The sequence below is a fragment of the Thalassolituus sp. genome (genome assembly GCF_034111725.1).
Lineage (GTDB): Bacteria > Pseudomonadota > Gammaproteobacteria > Pseudomonadales > Oceanobacteraceae > Thalassolituus.
Map to the genome: position 1 here is coordinate 127,496 of NZ_JAWUWR010000081.1, position 15,527 is coordinate 143,022.

General features: G+C 46.9%; 18 protein-coding genes, 1 tRNA gene and 1 pseudogene. 7 read left to right on the forward strand and 13 right to left on the reverse strand.

The annotated features are described in order from the left end of the window. Positions 1-330: 330 nt before the first annotated feature. Positions 331-915 carry a hypothetical protein gene (locus UXZ23_RS14505; RefSeq protein ID WP_320821261.1) on the reverse strand — a complete coding sequence of 195 codons (585 nt, stop codon included), beginning with the start codon at positions 913-915 and terminating at the stop codon, positions 331-333. Between the two features lie 556 nt (positions 916-1,471). Between UXZ23_RS14505 and trxB the strand changes: the two genes are divergently transcribed. Next, positions 1,472-2,428, forward strand: a complete 957-nt coding sequence (trxB, locus tag UXZ23_RS14510) for a thioredoxin-disulfide reductase (protein ID WP_320821262.1) — start codon at positions 1,472-1,474, stop codon at positions 2,426-2,428. Here trxB and UXZ23_RS14515 read toward each other — a convergent pair. From UXZ23_RS14515 to UXZ23_RS14530, 4 genes are all read right to left on the reverse strand, one after another. Next, a complete protein-coding gene (locus tag UXZ23_RS14515) occupies positions 2,425-3,261 on the reverse strand; it encodes a M48 family metallopeptidase (RefSeq protein WP_320821263.1) in 837 nt (278 codons plus the stop codon). The genes trxB and UXZ23_RS14515 overlap by 4 nt on opposite strands. Continuing rightward, entirely contained in the window at positions 3,258-3,710 is a 453-nt protein-coding gene (locus UXZ23_RS14520) for a YbjQ family protein (protein ID WP_320821264.1), read from the reverse strand. The genes UXZ23_RS14515 and UXZ23_RS14520 overlap by 4 nt, the downstream gene beginning before the upstream one ends. Next, the gene (locus UXZ23_RS14525; protein WP_015487724.1) at positions 3,710-4,030 is read right to left on the reverse strand and encodes a YbjQ family protein; all 321 of its coding nucleotides are present in this window, start codon (positions 4,028-4,030) and stop codon (positions 3,710-3,712) included. Before UXZ23_RS14525 ends, UXZ23_RS14520 begins: the two co-directional genes overlap by 1 nt. 124 nt (positions 4,031-4,154) lie before the next feature. Further along, positions 4,155-6,671 carry an acyl-CoA dehydrogenase gene (locus UXZ23_RS14530; RefSeq protein ID WP_320821265.1) on the reverse strand — a complete coding sequence of 839 codons (2,517 nt, stop codon included), beginning with the start codon at positions 6,669-6,671 and terminating at the stop codon, positions 4,155-4,157. 359 nt (positions 6,672-7,030) lie between these two features. Here UXZ23_RS14530 and UXZ23_RS14535 point away from each other — a divergent pair, with 359 nt between their 5' ends. From UXZ23_RS14535 to UXZ23_RS14545, 3 genes are read left to right on the forward strand one after another with little or no spacing between them, the layout of a single operon-like run. Continuing rightward, positions 7,031-8,269 (forward strand): hypothetical protein, encoded by a 1,239-nt coding sequence (locus UXZ23_RS14535; protein ID WP_320821266.1) that lies wholly within the window; start codon positions 7,031-7,033, stop codon positions 8,267-8,269. Beyond that, entirely contained in the window at positions 8,262-8,972 is a 711-nt protein-coding gene (locus UXZ23_RS14540; RefSeq protein ID WP_320821267.1) for an OmpA family protein, read from the forward strand. The genes UXZ23_RS14535 and UXZ23_RS14540 overlap by 8 nt, the downstream gene beginning before the upstream one ends. After that, positions 8,969-9,430, forward strand: coding sequence for a hypothetical protein (locus tag UXZ23_RS14545; RefSeq protein WP_320821268.1), 462 nt, complete (start codon positions 8,969-8,971; stop codon positions 9,428-9,430). The genes UXZ23_RS14540 and UXZ23_RS14545 overlap by 4 nt, the downstream gene beginning before the upstream one ends. A gap of 123 nt (positions 9,431-9,553) precedes the next feature. On the opposite strand, the gene UXZ23_RS14550 is transcribed toward UXZ23_RS14545, so the two are convergent. The 3 genes from UXZ23_RS14550 to UXZ23_RS14560 all read right to left on the reverse strand — a co-directional run bounded on the left by UXZ23_RS14550 (position 9,554) and on the right by UXZ23_RS14560 (position 11,042). Continuing rightward, complete coding sequence (locus UXZ23_RS14550; RefSeq protein WP_320821269.1) at positions 9,554-9,676, reverse strand: hypothetical protein; 123 nt, start codon at positions 9,674-9,676, stop codon at positions 9,554-9,556. 188 nt (positions 9,677-9,864) lie between these two features. Beyond that, entirely contained in the window at positions 9,865-10,749 is an 885-nt protein-coding gene (locus UXZ23_RS14555; protein WP_320821270.1) for an alpha/beta hydrolase, read from the reverse strand. Positions 10,750-10,907: 158 nt separating this feature from the next. Beyond that, entirely contained in the window at positions 10,908-11,042 is a 135-nt protein-coding gene (locus UXZ23_RS14560) for a hypothetical protein (RefSeq protein ID WP_320821271.1), read from the reverse strand. A gap of 95 nt (positions 11,043-11,137) precedes the next feature. Between UXZ23_RS14560 and UXZ23_RS14565 the strand changes: the two genes are divergently transcribed. Then, positions 11,138-11,809, forward strand: a complete 672-nt coding sequence (locus UXZ23_RS14565; protein ID WP_320821272.1) for a TetR/AcrR family transcriptional regulator — start codon at positions 11,138-11,140, stop codon at positions 11,807-11,809. Between the two features lie 30 nt (positions 11,810-11,839). On the opposite strand, the gene UXZ23_RS14570 is transcribed toward UXZ23_RS14565, so the two are convergent. The 5 genes from UXZ23_RS14570 to flgA form a co-directional block, all read right to left on the reverse strand. Continuing rightward, positions 11,840-11,915: transfer RNA gene (locus UXZ23_RS14570), tRNA-Arg, on the reverse strand. 41 nt (positions 11,916-11,956) lie between these two features. Then, positions 11,957-12,691: a flagellar brake protein gene (locus UXZ23_RS14575; RefSeq protein WP_320821273.1), complete on the reverse strand. Its 735-nt coding sequence runs from the start codon at positions 12,689-12,691 to the stop codon at positions 11,957-11,959. 24 nt (positions 12,692-12,715) lie between these two features. After that, positions 12,716-13,186, reverse strand: coding sequence for a flagellar export chaperone FlgN (gene flgN / locus UXZ23_RS14580; RefSeq protein ID WP_320821274.1), 471 nt, complete (start codon positions 13,184-13,186; stop codon positions 12,716-12,718). Between the two features lie 13 nt (positions 13,187-13,199). Then, on the reverse strand, positions 13,200-13,505 hold the full coding sequence (gene flgM, locus UXZ23_RS14585; protein WP_320821275.1) for a flagellar biosynthesis anti-sigma factor FlgM: 306 nt from the start codon (positions 13,503-13,505) through the stop codon (positions 13,200-13,202). A 90-nt stretch (positions 13,506-13,595) separates the two neighbouring features. Next, the gene (gene flgA, locus UXZ23_RS14590; RefSeq protein WP_320821276.1) at positions 13,596-14,249 is read right to left on the reverse strand and encodes a flagellar basal body P-ring formation chaperone FlgA; all 654 of its coding nucleotides are present in this window, start codon (positions 14,247-14,249) and stop codon (positions 13,596-13,598) included. Positions 14,250-14,413: 164 nt separating this feature from the next. Between flgA and UXZ23_RS14595 the strand changes: the two genes are divergently transcribed. Further along, on the forward strand, positions 14,414-15,343 hold the full coding sequence (locus UXZ23_RS14595) for a chemotaxis protein CheV (RefSeq protein WP_320821277.1): 930 nt from the start codon (positions 14,414-14,416) through the stop codon (positions 15,341-15,343). 27 nt (positions 15,344-15,370) lie between these two features. Continuing rightward, positions 15,371-15,527, forward strand: a pseudogene (locus UXZ23_RS14600) (chemotaxis protein); the annotation flags it as partial.

Consider the following 15,527-nt stretch of genomic DNA (forward strand, 5'->3'; position numbering starts at 1 on the left):
GCTAGTATGCAATGATGATTTTATTCGAATCGAGTAAAGCTATTCACGGTAATTAGCATGGTCTTAATTTACCGGCGAGGTAATGGGCGGAGGCTGCTCGTTCTCTACTAGGTGAGGCCAAATAAGTGCTCTCAAGGATATCTCAGTTAAGTGAGATAAACCTTAGTAGAAGTCACTCTAGGTGCAGCGCAAACTTGGGTGCTAGAAAGCTCAGAGCGATCGAACCTTTGGGGTTTTGAACACGAGTAGGTTGGTGCAGAAGCTGCTAAACGCCAGAATAAAAAAAAGGCCGCTAATAGCGGCCAAAATAATCGGTGTCCAGCTGCAGATTTACTCGCGGAAACGCAGAGTAATGCTGGATCCTTCAGTTAAGCGAATATCGTTAATGAACAAGTCACCCATTGCCGGACCTTCAGCTCCTAAGACATTGAGGTTACGGAAAGCAATCTGACCTATGCGCTTAGGTACTTGTACGCTCAAAGAGCCATCTGCGTTCAGTGTGGTACGTGGACCACTTGGATCATGATATTCAACATCACTAATTTCGTAATCGGTCAGTAAGTTCAAACCTGGTAGCAGGGATTCGAATGCAGCGACAACAGATGTCTCGCCAGCGTCTTGGTCGGATACCGAACCGTTGATAATGCCAACCAACTTATCGTAATCGCCATTTTGAAGGCCTTGAGCCGTTACTTCGCCCATGGATTCTTCGTCCATAGCCTTCATACCAATTCGCTGCCCCAGTTCCTCTTGAGAAACTACAGGTGCTTGCTCGATACTGGCGTGAGCACTAGACATAAACGGCTGTAGAGGTCCAAGCAGCATGGCGCTGATGGCAGCAATAAGACGGTAGCGAGACTGCTTCTTGAGCGCTCGCTGCAGCTGTCGATGAGTTAACCATCCTTGACGTATCATGACCTCTCCTAATCTTAGATTGGTCTCGGACTGCAATCGCAGCGCTTCATCCAGTTGTCGTCGGTTAATCAATCCCTTCTCTATCAGAAGAAGACCCAATCGAGACTTTTGCTGAACTTCTTGACGCTTTTGCATAATTGCAGACCTTTTGTTTTTTTAATCGATGCGTAACTGCTGTAGTAATCCTGCACCAAGGTCTGGGGCGCAACAACGCAGATTCATTGACACATCGGCCTATTACACTGTAACAACCCCTTAACTTCCTGATTTATTTATAGAATCACAGGAAATGCTATTTTTGTAATGAGTTGTAACTGTGTATGTGAGCGATTATACGGAGCGTGTTTTTCTAACGATTCCCCACAACGAGCCAAACAAGGGATATTGCTCGAATTGATGTAGACCCTTGCCGGTTTTCTGTCGGTCTTGTCGTTAACCGTCTTATGATCTTGTACAGAATTTTAAGATTCACCCTTGTTACTTATCCCCCGCGCCCATATCACCTATAATGCGGACACAAATTTTTAACCTATCTACATTTTGGAGGCTCATCGCTATGAGCAATGCACGTCACGTAAAACTGCTGATTTTGGGGTCAGGCCCTGCAGGCTACACCGCAGCGGTATATGCAGCTCGCGCCAACCTAAACCCGGTGATGATCACTGGTATGCAGATGGGCGGCCAGTTAACGACCACAACCGAGGTCGACAACTGGCCAGGCGATGCTATGGGCGTGCAAGGACCAGAGTTGATGGAACGTATGAAAGCTCATGCAGAGCGCTTCGAAACGGAAATTATTTTCGATCAAGTCTCTTCGGTCGATGTATCTAAGCGTCCATTTACACTAAAAGGTGATACTGGCGTTTACACCTGTGATGCCTTGATCATCGCTACTGGTGCTAGCGCTAAATATCTAGGTTTAGAAAGTGAAGAAGCATTCAAAGGTAAGGGTGTTTCCGCTTGCGCTACCTGTGATGGTTTCTTTTATCGTAATAAGCGCGTTGCTGTTATTGGTGGTGGTAATACCGCAGTAGAAGAAGCGCTCTATCTATCGAATATTGCTAAAGAAGTCGTGGTGGTTCATCGTCGTGAAGGCTTCCGTAGTGAGAAGATTCTTGCTGACAAACTGATGGAAAAAGCCACTAACGGTAATGTCACAATCGAATGGAATAGCGAGCTTGATGAAGTCCTAGGCGATGATATGGGCGTCACAGGTATGCGGCTTCGTAATCGCGTAACGGGCGAGAATAAAGATGTCGAGCTAGAAGGTATCTTCATTGCCATAGGTCACCAGCCTAACACCGCTATCTTCGAAGGCCAGTTAGAAATGAAAGACGGTTATATCGTGGTTGAAAGCGGTTCTAACGGCAATGCGACGCAAACCAGCGTTAAAGGTGTGTTTGCAGCAGGTGATGTGAGCGATCACATTTATCGTCAAGCCATTACTTCGGCTGGTACTGGTTGCATGGCTGCACTTGATGCCGAGCGTTACATCGACGATCTACCCGCTTAATCTTCCGTTTCTAAGCTAGCAGCTCTTCTCTTCATCCACGAGGGGAGGGGCGTTAGCTTTCCTTCAGTATCATCTTCTGCCTGTAATCTTTTTAAGCGCTCACTGGTCGCAGGATGGGTCTGCAAAGCCGATGTCCATAAGGGTAGATCTTCTTCACTTTGCATCTTGGCAAAAAACTCATCCGCACCTGCGGTATGGCCATAATAGGCACGCACTAGCTCAATTGCTTGGTTGTCGGCAGCACGTTCCATGTCACGGCTAAAGCTCATAAGCGTCAAAAGTCCGGCAGACTGACTAAGTGGACTGATTTGGTCATGAATTCCTACTGCTGACATTAACAGTCCGGTGCTCACTTGCTCTAAGAATAAAATCATCGGGTGGCGTTTCTCGACATGAGCATACTCATGTGCGATCACCATTGCCAAAGCATTCTCTGAAGAAATGGTCTTCACTAATCCGCCGGTTATGTATAACTGTCCAGCGACCATGGCAAACGCATTTGGGGTATCTTCTTCGGGAAGCCAATGCACAGTAACAGGAAGGGGTTGAGGCTGACTTGCGCTCAATTGATTGGCCAGATCTTGCAGATACGCTTGTTGTTGTTTTTGCTGTTCGTTTAATTTGGGTGCGGCTATGCCTGCAATCGAAGGTTCCCATTCAAAGGGGATTCTTGGAGCAAGCCAAAAAGCAGTCCACGCAATTAGATAAATAGTTGCGGTCAATAGCGCGCAAAGAGAACCCGCCAAAATTAAGAAGTCTTTGAGTGGATGCTCATAAGAATTATTAATCTCATCGGGTAATACAGGATTTTCGCTAGGAAGATTAGAGCTCACCGAGGAGCTCTCGGAATCATAGCTGTGCCGTAGGCAAGTACTTCCACCGAGCCAATCGATTTTCCGGCTTGCTCGCCGATACGGCTGGTTTCGTATTTCACATTCAATACCGCTTGAGCGCCCACTTTCTTGGCCTCTTCTTGCATACGTATGGTTGCTTCTCGGCGCGCTCGATCCAATAGGGATTCATAGGCACCAACGCGGCCGCCAAAAACGTTTCTCAAGGCCGCAGCAATGGTCTTAAAGTAATCGACCGAAATGACCACGCTGCCTGTGACTAGCGTACTACCGTGTTGTAAGTATTCCGGAGGAGGTAAGCGCATGGGAATAACAAGAATACGGCGTAGCGCCTTTTCTCGCTCATGAATACGGCGGTAGTGGCGAGCTTCGGCCCAACGGCCAAAACCGTAGCCAAGCGCCAATAGCACCAGAAAAATCACCAATTGCATTAGCGATCCTCCAATATAACCGCCGTGCCATAAACGAAAATTTCCGAAGCACCTGCGGCAATCGACGACGTAGAAAAGCGCACGTTTACAACCGCATTGGCACCGAGTGCTTGTGCTTGTTCCTCCAAGCGCTTGAGCGACTCATCCCGAGATTCCGACAGCAGTTCTGTATAACCTTTAAGCTCTCCGCCAAAAATATTTTTGAAGCTCGCCATGATATCGCGGCCAACGTGTTTTGCCCGAACCGTACTACCTTGCACCATGCCTAGATGGCGAACGATGCGTTTACCGGGTACGACTTCCATATTGCTGATCAGCATGATTAATCCCTAAAAGCGTTAATTTAAGTCATCAAAGGTGCTTTATCATAACGGTCTTTGGTGCAAAAAAAAGCCCCGTATGAAACGGGGCTTTTACGTTACTAACACGAGTTAGAAAGGGATGTTATACCGCTTCTGGCTCGCTAGCATCGGCTTTTTTCTTACGAGTTGTTGCGGCCTTCTTTGGTATATCTTGGTTCTCAGAAACAGGACCAAAATGTTCCAATGGGAAGTGATCAACATGAACCATGTCTAGAACGTCTTTTTCAAACGCCAACATGAACTCACCTTCATCAGCAGTCAGAATACCCATCTTAACACCGTCGGTAATACGGCCTTCAATGCTAAGGGTGGCTTCATCGTACTTATCAGCTTTGAGTGCCGTACCAATCTTCTTGTATATAACATCGGCTTGTTCTGCGCGATCTAACAAGCCATCGTAAACGGCCAGTGGATTGCGCAACGTTTCTGCATAACCATTACTGATCGTCTCACCGCGATAAATGCCAGCGATTAAGCGTTCGCGAGTGTCATTGTGAGAGGTCACCAAATCAACGATCTTAGCGACCAGTTTATCGCTTGGTGCTTTTGCTACACGGCCAAGAGGCATGGTCAGTACGCGTAAAATCGCAGCAACGGGACGAGAAGGCAGATTTTTAATCAAACCATCTTGTGCTGTTTCAAACTCGCTGAATAGCTTCTGGCAAGAGTATTCCACCAAAGGTAAATCAGCTTTATGAGCACCTTGATCTTCCCAGTGCTTCAATACCATCGAGGCTAGATACCTCTTTGACAGCATATCGGCCAAGCGCGCTGAAATGAGCTCGCGGAATTTCAACTCGCCACCAAGAGAGAAGGCACACATATCAACCATCACCGCGAAGGATGCCGCATAACGGTTAATTTGCTTATAGTACTTCTTGGTTGGGCCTGTCACCGGCACGCTGGTAAAGGCAGCGTTGGTTAGGTTCAACACTGCAGAGCGAGAGAAGTTCGAGAAAATAAAGCCAAAGTGTCCGAATAAGGCTTTGTCGAACGCCTTCAAATCATTATTTTGTGCCGCATGCATTTCAGGCAAAACAAAAGGATGACAACGAATCATGCCCTGACCAAAGGTGATCATAGATCGGGTTAAAATGTTGGCACCTTCAACCGTGATCGCGACAGGAACTGAGGAGTAGCCCGACTCAACGTAGTTTTTAGGGCCACGAATAATCGCCTTACCACCATGAATATCCATGCTGTCGTTAGCAATATCACGCGCAATCTCAGTCAAGTTGTACTTGAGAATGGCTGATGGCACAGAAGGCTTGTGACCTTCATCAATTGCGATTGCCGTAACACGAGCACCGGCCGTAGCGGTGTAGGTATTACCAGCAATGCGTGCCAGCATTTCTTGTACGCCTTCCAATTTAGAAATCGGTACGTTGAACTGACGACGAATACGCGCATAAGCTCCGCTCGCTGCAATCGCGTATTTACCACCGCCAGCACCAGAGCTTGGCAGAGTAATACAACGGCCAACCGACAAGCATTCGACCAGCATACGCCAGCCTTGACCGGCATTCGCAGAACCGCCGATGATGAAATCTAACGGGATAAACACGTCTTTGCCGAAGATAGGCCCATTCATAAATGGAGAACCTACAGGCTTATGACGATTACCTATTTCCATACCCTCTAGGTGACGCGGCAGCAAAGCAACGGTAATACCGATATCTTTTTTATCGCCAATTAAACCCTCTGGGTCGAACATGCGGAAAGCTAACCCCACCACTGTCGCAACAGGTGCCAATGTGATGTAACGCTTTTCGAAGTTCATTTTCAGACCAAGAACTTCTTTACCTTCCCACATGCCTTTGCAGACAACACCGGTATCCGGCAATGATGTCGCATCAGAACCTGCGCGTGGGCCAGTTAAACCAAAACATGGAATTTCACGGCCATCAGCCAAACGCGGTAAATAATGATCTTTTTGCTCTTGCGTACCGTATTTCAGTAAAAGTTCGCCGGGCCCAAGAGAGTTAGGTACACCAACGCTAGAAAATGCTGCGCCTGAGATGGTTAGCGCCTGCAAAACGTGAGATTGAGTTTGAGCTGAGAAGCCAAGGCCGCCGTATGACTTAGGGATAATCATAGAAAAGAAGCGTTCCTTTTTTATGTAGTCCCAAATTTCTTTTGATAAGTCACCGTTTTGCGCGGTTTCCCATTCATTTAACATAGAGCAAAGCGTTGTTAGCTGATTATCTATAAAGTCTTGTTCTTCAGGCGGAATACTTGGATTTGGATGATCCAATAATTTGTGCCAGTCAGGCTTGCCTGAAAATAACTCACCATCCCACCAAACAGTACCCGCTTCGAGTGCTGTTTTCTCTGTCTCAGACATTTTAGGTAGGATCTTCTTATACAAAGCGAAGATAGGGCGGGTAATGGTATTGGCGCGGAAGGCTTCCAAGCTCAATACACTACAAGCGATAGCAACAAGCGCAGCAATCACTGCGATCGTAGTGGCAGCACCACCTATAAATGCGACAACAGCAAAAATGGCGAGCGAAATTGCCGACATCTTCAGCGGAGCACGCTTATAAGTAAGGGCAACGAGTACAGCGACGAGGAGTAAACTCCACACAGAACCAGTCATACGGTATACCTCAAGTTTACGGCTGAAAGAACAGCCAAGATTTTTGCTTTAATTTCACCTTTCACCCTACAAGGCGGGAACTCACTTACAGGGGTTAGCCATTGATTCTAACCAGTAAATTCGCTGGTTCGCAAACATCATTTACTAATTGGTTGACTGATTTGTTCAGGTAATTGGTGCCTTTAATTCACTAATCGTGCGGAGCATCCTTGGCGCTATTGCGTGCAGTTCAGTGATGTCTATTTTAGTGACTTAATTGGTTGAAAATCAGACAGCTAAGAGCAAAGAAGCGAAGTGGTAAATCTGAACTAAACTGTCAGATATCACGTTATTGATTCAAAAAGGCAGGACATACCGTTATGGCCGAACAGTTTTCTGGATGGACCCTAGGCCTTATCGCCATCATCCTAGTGCTTGGCGTTTTTTTTCATGCTTTTCGCTACTCAGCGCGCACGGCAGAAATCGCACCTAACATCCTTACCAGCATCGGTATTTTCGGTACGTTCCTCGGCGTTGCCTTGGGCTTATGGGAGTTTGATACCGGTGATATTCAAGGCAGTGTCCCTAAGCTTATGGACGGCCTCAAAACAGCATTCTGGTCATCTATTGCCGGCTTATTTACTGCGCTAACGTTAAAAATCCGCGCAGCAGTTGCGCAAACTGGCCGCCGCGAAGCAAAACAAACTCGCGCTGCCAGCATCGACGACCTCGATAGCTCGTTGCGCATACTGGCTGAGCAAGTGCGTACTCAAGGCGACGATACCTTTAGCCAACGCTTGCAAGTGAATCATCAACAAATGGTCGGTAAGCTAGATCAGGTGGTCGACACCTTAGAGAGCTATCAAGAACGCATGGCCGAGGCCAATGCCAAAGCGCTGGTCGGTGCGATTAAGATGGTGATGAATGAATTCAATACAAAAATTAATGAGCAATACGGTGAAAACTTCAAACAGCTCAACGAATCGGTTATCGCCATGCTGGAATGGCAGCAACAGTACAAAGCGCAGTTGAATGACCTGATCTCAGAGCAAGAACGAACCTCGATGTCAATGAAAGAGGCGAGCAAGGCCTTTGAGTATATGGTCGATAACGCCAACGCGTTTAATGGCATTTCTGAATCGCTGCAAGATCTACTAACGGGTCTTGAAACTCAGCGGCTCAATCTGCATTCTCAGCTTGGCAGCCTAGCCGACATGGTTAATCACGCGGCAGAAGGCTTGCCGAAGCTCGAAGAGCGTATTTCGATACTCACCAAAGGCATTGCCGATACCGTGCAATCGCAGCAACGTTGGGCCATCGAAGAACTAGGCAAAATGCAGCAGACGATCAGCCAGCAACTACAAGATCAACTTGCTGATAGCGGCGCACTACTTAAAGACCAACAGCACGCTAGCCAACAGCATATGCAGCGTTTGGGCGAGCGCCTAGAGCGGCAGGTGACTCAGCTAGATACCAGCATGGAAGAAGAGTTGAACAAGGCCCTGAGAGCGTTCGGTTTACAGTTGACGGCATTATCAGAAAAGTTTGTTAGTGATTACTCACCACTAACCGACAAGCTACGTTCACTGGTTCACATGGTGCAAAGTGTCGATGAATGAACAAGAATTTGAATCAATAAAAGAAGATGAAGGCCACTGGGTAGCCGTCTCCGATTTAATGGCTGGGTTAATGATGGTCTTCATGTTGGTCTCGGTGGTTTTTATGATTAACGTTGAAACCGAGCGCGATAAAATCCGTGATGTTGCGATTTTATACGATCAACTTCGCACCCAATTGTATCGAGATTTAAACAACGAATTTGCCACTGACATGCCTCGCTGGGGAGCGGAATTAGACGAAGATCTATCTTTTCGCTTTAATAATACTGACGTGCTATTTGACCGTGGTGAAGCCGATATCAAGCCTGAATTTCAAGCGATTCTTAACGATTTCTTTCCACGTTACGTGCGCATTATTACTCAAGAGCCATACCGCGACGATATTCTCGAAGTGCGCATAGAAGGGCATACCTCGACGAGTTGGTATGGCGCCAAAGACGAAGATGAAGCCTATATCCGCAATATGGATTTGTCGCAAAAACGTACCCGCTCAACTCTTGAATACGTGTTGGAATTACCCGCAGTTAAAGACAGCAAGAATTGGCTTAAAAACTACCTAACCGCTAACGGCTTGTCCTCGGCGAAAGTAATACGCGATGCCGCGGGTGTTGAAGATGGTGAGCGTTCTCGGCGAGTTGAATTTCGCGTGCGAACGGACGCCGAAGGCCGCATCGCCACGATTTTGGATCGTGTACAGCCATGAAGCTTTTCAACTTCAGTGAAGACAACAAATTTAATCACTTAAAGAAAATGATGGGTGCAGCTGAGTCGGGTGATTTTACCGACTTTGATCCCGAACATCAGTTGACTTATGGTGAGCGCGAAATACTGAAAAATGAAGGTATGAAAGTATCCGGACAAAAATTACGCATACTGCGAGATAAAACCTTAGCTCTAAAGAATTCTCGCGTTTGGGTTAAGCATGATAATGATATTCATATTGCCGGATGTCCAATTGTTCAAAACTTAAGGCACCAACCGCATTCGCTAGAATTAAGTACAGCACAGCCCACCAAACAGCAGCATATATGCATTGAATGTCTCACCGAGTTGCAATATTTAGGTATCGACTCACGTCGTAGTCGTCGCTTAGCAGATCAGGTCGATGAGTTATTTTCAATGGCCCAGTTTCAACAAGACTACCCAGTACATCCTATTTAATGCAGCGTTTTATTAATGATTAAAGTGCCGTATGTTTCTTCAATGTTTTCTCTAACACTGTATCCAGAGGAATACCCGAAGAATTAAGCACGCCTGCTAACTCCTGATACCAACCGATCAGCATTAATAGCTCGAACGACAGAGCCAAGCTACGCGTAAAATAGCCAATTTGGTATCACGACGATCAAGTTCACCAAACGGCATGAGTTTTGAGGCAAAACCCAACATGCCCCTCAATAAGCGCATGTTGTGCATCATCAACAACCAAAGGTTGGCTGCTTTTAATTTTCCAAAGCGTTCGATTGCCTACAGAAAAGCGCGCTGTAGCAGACTGGCATTACCAGCGCTGACAGGCACAATACGCAAGGTATTTGGCGTTTTCCAACCATTAGAGGGCGTCAATAGTTTCTCTTCTTTGCGCATTCTAATTATCCTTAAATCGGAAAATGTTGCTTTAGCCAGGCCAATTGTACTGTTACGGTTTTTTCAAACCATTCACCCACATAAATATCAAAGTGACCCGTATCAAATTTCACTAGCTGTCCTTGCGGTAATTTGCCAGCATATTTTATTGTCTGTTTTACGGGAGCTACAGTGTCTTTTAAACAAGCAATGATCAGTGCAGGGCAGGTCACATTGGCGGCAATTTTTCCCGGGAAATAACGAATAATATCGTAAGCAAAACGTGCGGCAACGTATTCTGGGATCTTATGGTTTCGTGGCTTGATTGCCTCATAACCACTTAACGCATCATGTGCGCACATCAGGGCCGCTGAACCGGGTTTACCTGCTAGGTCGACCATGATCGGAGTCTTTTTAAATGGGCTAGTAATAAGATCAAAAAAGCCGAGCGTTGATACCTTGATTGAGCTAATTGGATTTAAAGCTAAGGTTGAGGCTAGACCATTCGTAAACGGGCATTGCGACATAGAACCGGCAATGCCCGGCACATTAGCAGCAGTGGCTAGCACATGGCCGCCACTGAATGAGCTACCCCAAACAATCACCTTGGTGGTATCAATTCGTTTTTCTTGCTGTGCAAAGCGCACGGCATTTGCCCAGTCTTCTAATTGCTTTTTAACGCTTAGCAATTGACGTGGCTCACCTGTGCTATCACCAAAAAAACGATAATCAAATACCAAACAGGCGTAGCCTTGTTCGCAATATTTTTCCGCAAAGACATCTAGGCGCATGGTACGCACAGCGCCTAAACCATGTGCCATCACAATGACGGGGGCCGGCTTAGTTGAGTCGGGTAGATACAGCCAAGCTGCTAGTTGCTCACTTTCGGACGGGATGGTGATGTCTAAACGCTTCATAAAAACTCCAATTAAAAGTGGCGCATCACCTGAAGTAACGCCTTATTTAAATCAAAAGCAAGAACCGCCTGATGGCGTAATAAATTTATAGCTCCTAGTGCGCTGGGAAGCCGAAGGTTGATCGATTATTCACTCACGATATAGGTTCCAAGTATTGGTTATAATGCATTCGGCACCATCCAAGCATACGTATCGGGCGCAATGGTATACAGCCCCTTACGAAAAAGCGGGGCCTCACCAAAGCGCGTTAGCGTATTGGAAGGGCCAGACATCCAAACTGGATGGTCGTTCATAGCCATTCTCGATTGGCTGGAACATGTGTTCCAAGGCATACTAGCAACTCGGAACATTTGTTCCAAGTATTTTCATGAAATAGCTAAGGTCGATAATGACACAACCTACTCGGCGACAAATCCCCCACCCTAGCCAACGGCAAATAGCTAATAGAGAAGCTCTACTCAACGCAGCCGAAGCTCTGTTTGCTTCATACGGCTATCATGCCGTGCCAGTGCGCGATATTACGGGTTTAGCTAAGGTTAGAGTGGCCGAAGTGAACGACTTGTTTGGTGGTAAAGAAGCCTTGTTTTATGAGGTTATCAAGCGTCGAGCTCCCATTATCAATATCATGCGCCAAGATAATCTGAACGCCATTCGGCCAAATGCCAGCACGGACGAACGGTTATCGGCGTGGATTCAGGCTTTTCTCGATCCATTGCATGAGAAAAGCCAGGAAGGGGATGGATGGCGAAATTACTTGCGCTTAGTGGCGCAATTGATCAGCTCGCGGTCGCCGATTTTGGTCAGTATTGCTGAATTTTATAATCCAATAGCGATTCAATTTGTTGGCGAACTGCTTAAGCTCTATCCAACCTTGCCGCAGGCAACGGCATTGCGTGTGCATCAATTTATGGTTGCGACTTGTTTCAGCGTGTTTGCTGACAATTATCGAGTAAATACCCTAAGCCAAGGGCAGGTTACGAGTTCGGATTTCAGCCTACCCTATAATCAAGCGCTTAAATTTATTAATGCTGGAGCTAGGGCGATTATTGCGGAGGTGTGATTTAGAAAGGCTGGCAATTAAATCTAACAATGGCCTCCCCACAGGGACTCGAACCCCGATCGTCCGCTTAGGAGGCGGATGCTCTATCCTGTTGAGCTATAAGGAGACTGCGGCGCATTCTACCGAACTGAAGAGGGACTGTCAGCTTTACAGTTCCTCTGTCGGTTGCTGCAGTTTGATTTGGCGCTCTTCCCACTGAAATTCGGTTATTAAACGATCAAGGTAGCGTTGTGCTGCGGGGGAGAGCATGGTGAATGCAAAGCCACACTGGGTGTTGGCTTCTTCGTTAACATCGATGTGACGGGCTTCTAGGCTGCAATCCATGGTGTTTTCGCGGTTGAAACGTGCCCTTGCAACTGGAAACTGCTTTTGTTCTTCCAAGCGAGTTTTGCAGTCGCCTTCAAATTGCACCTTAAAACCACTGGACGATAAATCTAATAGGCGTCCAATGAGATCGCCTTGTTCATCATTCATTTTTACTTTAATCAAAATTTGATGAGCAGGTGGCACTATTACGCGGTAAGCAGTACGGCGCTGCAAATACAGCACCTCTAATGGAAACTCTGCGCGGTATTGTTCGTTTTCAGGCTTGTATTTTAATCGCCCCGACATTCTAAATTCGATGCGAACACCTTGGGTATCGCACTCAATGACAAAGCGTTTACCTTCACGAATCAGATCATTGCCATGCTCGGGAATAATCTTATCCATGAAAAAGCTGCGAGTTTTAAAAATGGTATCCGTGATCGCCGAATGAAAAACTTCGCTACTATCATCGATTTTTACAGATACAGGTGCCTCCAGCAGCACGATTTTACGCAATGCACCGTATACGTCTTCAGCTTCTGTTAATACGTATTCTTGGTTTGTTTCCTCAGGCATGCGTTCCGTTCCCAGCATGGTCGATCAGGCTTGAATACAGCTATTACCTAGCGCAAGTCCGCTAGCTTTACCTTCATTGTTATATAAGTGTGGATCATTATACCGACCATGCAAGATTTTCAGTTGTTGCTGAGTGCGATATCTCAGTGAAAGTACCACTTCACTGAGGCGTACCGATAAATCTTGGTTCTGCTCATACTGTTTAATGAGTTGTTGCCACAGAGAGGGTATATCACCGTGAGCGGCAAGGTCATGCCGCTGAAGGCACTGATTGTTGTGCGGTAGATCTTGGTCCGTTAGCCACTGTAAGCGCTGTTGCGCTTGTTGCTGCAGACCAGTCAGTAGTGTTTTTTTCTCAGAGGTAAGACGTTGCAAAACGTCCATATCTTTTGCTGACAGGGCGCTGAGTTCACGCTGTAGTACCGAATGCAGGGTGCAGGTGGTCTTGAGCTCGGTGTTCAATAACTCGGCAAAAAATTCAGTATCCGATTGCATGGCCTCAGCCTTTTCAGTTTAAACGCTCCTCAAAATCAAGCATTTTTCCTGCCAGCTTTTCATAATCGATTTTGTAGTCGCCGTTTTGAATAGCGGAACGAATGCGTTCGACGGTTGCATCATCTACATCAGGCATGTCACGAATCTCAGCTTCTATCTGCTGGATGCTCTTGCTACTGGCACTCAGTTTCACCTGATCAGTGAAGCCAGCGCTTTCCTTAGCTTTGGTATCCGGGTTAGTCGTCGGTGTTTTCACAGGCTCGGTACTACGGGCTTTAGCACCGCTGTCGAGTCCGTTGGTAAATTTATTGATATTCATAGCTATGTCTCCGAGCCAATTGTTCATCTTACACCCCTGCATTGTGGTTATCGGCAGCCCATTATCGAACTTTAATATTTTTTTGAAAAATTAATCGATCTGTACTAAATCAGCCCCTAGTACCTCGGCTGACAGTATCTTCTGCGATCGATCATTGCGTACGCGAATGTGTTCACCCAGATGGCCGTCCGTTAGCGCAGTGCCGGCCATTTCTATGCGAATACCAGGGCGCTTCAAGCGAATAGTCACAGGTTGGCCGCGAGCAATGATATCCGCAGCTTCAATCATATCGGGGCTAATCACAGTACCCGTACGCAAACTGCGCTTGGCTTCAGAGCCAACAACATCCGCAAGCGTCAAATAAAAGCCTTTACCTAGCTCGCCGGTGTCGTAGCGAATCATCGAAACATGTTCAGGCTGAATGATTTCACCATTCTTAATCGGGTTTTGTAGCACCGCAACGTCGCGGTAAATATGTAATTGCAGCGCCAAGTTTTGCACCCAATACGGGTCAGCGCAGCGCAGCTCAATACCATTGCGACCCGGTTGCAGCGGGCGTATTAGGTCAATCATGGGTTCGCCAGTGCACTTGGGTAGGTCGTATTGTGGACTGAAGTTAGGGTACGACACCTCCGCATCCTGCTCGTCGGTTGTCAGGCTTCGCCATTGCGCCAATATGCGGGTGCTCAAGGCATCACGCCAAGAGGTGTCATCCGCTGCCGTTTCTGCCAATGGCGCGCCCACCGTTAGTCCTGATAGGAAAATTCCTATAAATATCCGGTGCAATTTCCGGTTCTCTACTATGCTCAAGATGTTACTGAATAAAGATGTCATAAATCTGGCGCTTTGCTGAATCTAATTAACTCTTCAGCAAAGGTCGTGCCGGATTACAAACCGGAGATGCGTACATGGCAGGTGTCTTAGAATCCGTCAATCAGCGAACCAAACTAGTCGGTGAAAACCGACTAGAGTTGCTGTTGTTCCGGGTCAGTGGACGTCAGATCTACGGGATCAACGTTTTCAAGGTTAAGGAAGTATTGCAATGCCCCAAACTCACGGTACTGCCAGGCAGTAATCCGGTAGTGCGAGGCGTGGCGCATATTCGTTCTGGAACCATACCCATTATGGATATGAGTTTGGCGACGGGTAATGCGCCCCTGCAAGACATCCGAAACGCCTTTGTGATCATTACGGAATACAACGGTAAAACCCAAGGCTTTTTGGTGGCTGGCGTAGAACGCATCATCAATATGAATTGGGAATCCATTCATCCACCACCAAAGGGTACCGGTCGAGAACATTACCTGACTGCTGTTACCGAGGTGGATAAAGTGCTGGTCGAAATCATCGACGTGGAGAAAATCCTCGCTGAAGTATCGCCGGTCAATGAAACCATTCGTGAAGGCCTCATTGATGATGGTGTGAAGTCGCGTGCGAGCACTCGAAAAGTACTGATTGTCGACGATTCCAAAATCGCTCGTAAGCAGGTAAGCCGATGTCTCGAAAATATTGGTGTTGAAGTGGTCGCCCTCAACGATGGCCGCCAAGCGTGGGAACATGTGCAAGCGATTGCCGACAACGGCGAACGTTTGCAAGACCATTACATGATGATGATCTCGGACATTGAGATGCCAGAAATGGATGGTTATACCCTCACAACACGTATTCGCAGCGATAGTCGTATGGCCGGGTTTCATATTGTACTGCACTCGTCATTGAGTGGCGTATTCAATAAAGCCATGGTTGAGAAAGTTGGAGCCGACGACTTTATTGCGAAGTTCGATCCCGACATCTTGGCTGAACAAGTCGTACGTCAGGTAAATGCTGGTTCCCAGTGAGTAACAGAAATCTCTGGAGCATTTCCAATGAGCGGTGATGAATATCGCCGCTTCCAACAGATGTTGGAAGCGGCGAGTGGAATATTACTTGGCGACGGCAAGGAATACCTTGTTACCAGTCGCTTGCGTAAGCTAATTGCTGATCGGGATTTTTCTGGCCTTGATGCCCTTATCGCGGCAAGTC

Coding starts and splice junctions, on each gene's coding strand:
- UXZ23_RS14505 (WP_320821261.1), bottom strand. CDS start 915: ATGATACGTCAAGGATGGTTAACTCATCGACAGCTGCAGCGAGCGCTC.
- trxB (WP_320821262.1), top strand. CDS start 1,472: ATGAGCAATGCACGTCACGTAAAACTGCTGATTTTGGGGTCAGGCCCT.
- UXZ23_RS14520 (WP_320821264.1), bottom strand. CDS start 3,710: ATGCAATTGGTGATTTTTCTGGTGCTATTGGCGCTTGGCTACGGTTTT.
- UXZ23_RS14525 (WP_015487724.1), bottom strand. CDS start 4,030: ATGCTGATCAGCAATATGGAAGTCGTACCCGGTAAACGCATCGTTCGC.
- UXZ23_RS14530 (WP_320821265.1), bottom strand. CDS start 6,671: ATGACTGGTTCTGTGTGGAGTTTACTCCTCGTCGCTGTACTCGTTGCC.
- UXZ23_RS14535 (WP_320821266.1), top strand. CDS start 7,031: ATGGCCGAACAGTTTTCTGGATGGACCCTAGGCCTTATCGCCATCATC.
- UXZ23_RS14540 (WP_320821267.1), top strand. CDS start 8,262: ATGAATGAACAAGAATTTGAATCAATAAAAGAAGATGAAGGCCACTGG.
- UXZ23_RS14545 (WP_320821268.1), top strand. CDS start 8,969: ATGAAGCTTTTCAACTTCAGTGAAGACAACAAATTTAATCACTTAAAG.
- UXZ23_RS14550 (WP_320821269.1), bottom strand. CDS start 9,676: ATGCGCTTATTGAGGGGCATGTTGGGTTTTGCCTCAAAACTCATGCCG.
- UXZ23_RS14555 (WP_320821270.1), bottom strand. CDS start 10,749: ATGAAGCGTTTAGACATCACCATCCCGTCCGAAAGTGAGCAACTAGCA.
- UXZ23_RS14560 (WP_320821271.1), bottom strand. CDS start 11,042: ATGAACGACCATCCAGTTTGGATGTCTGGCCCTTCCAATACGCTAACG.
- UXZ23_RS14565 (WP_320821272.1), top strand. CDS start 11,138: ATGACACAACCTACTCGGCGACAAATCCCCCACCCTAGCCAACGGCAA.
- UXZ23_RS14575 (WP_320821273.1), bottom strand. CDS start 12,691: ATGCCTGAGGAAACAAACCAAGAATACGTATTAACAGAAGCTGAAGAC.
- flgN (WP_320821274.1), bottom strand. CDS start 13,186: ATGCAATCGGATACTGAATTTTTTGCCGAGTTATTGAACACCGAGCTC.
- flgM (WP_320821275.1), bottom strand. CDS start 13,505: ATGAATATCAATAAATTTACCAACGGACTCGACAGCGGTGCTAAAGCC.
- UXZ23_RS14595 (WP_320821277.1), top strand. CDS start 14,414: ATGGCAGGTGTCTTAGAATCCGTCAATCAGCGAACCAAACTAGTCGGT.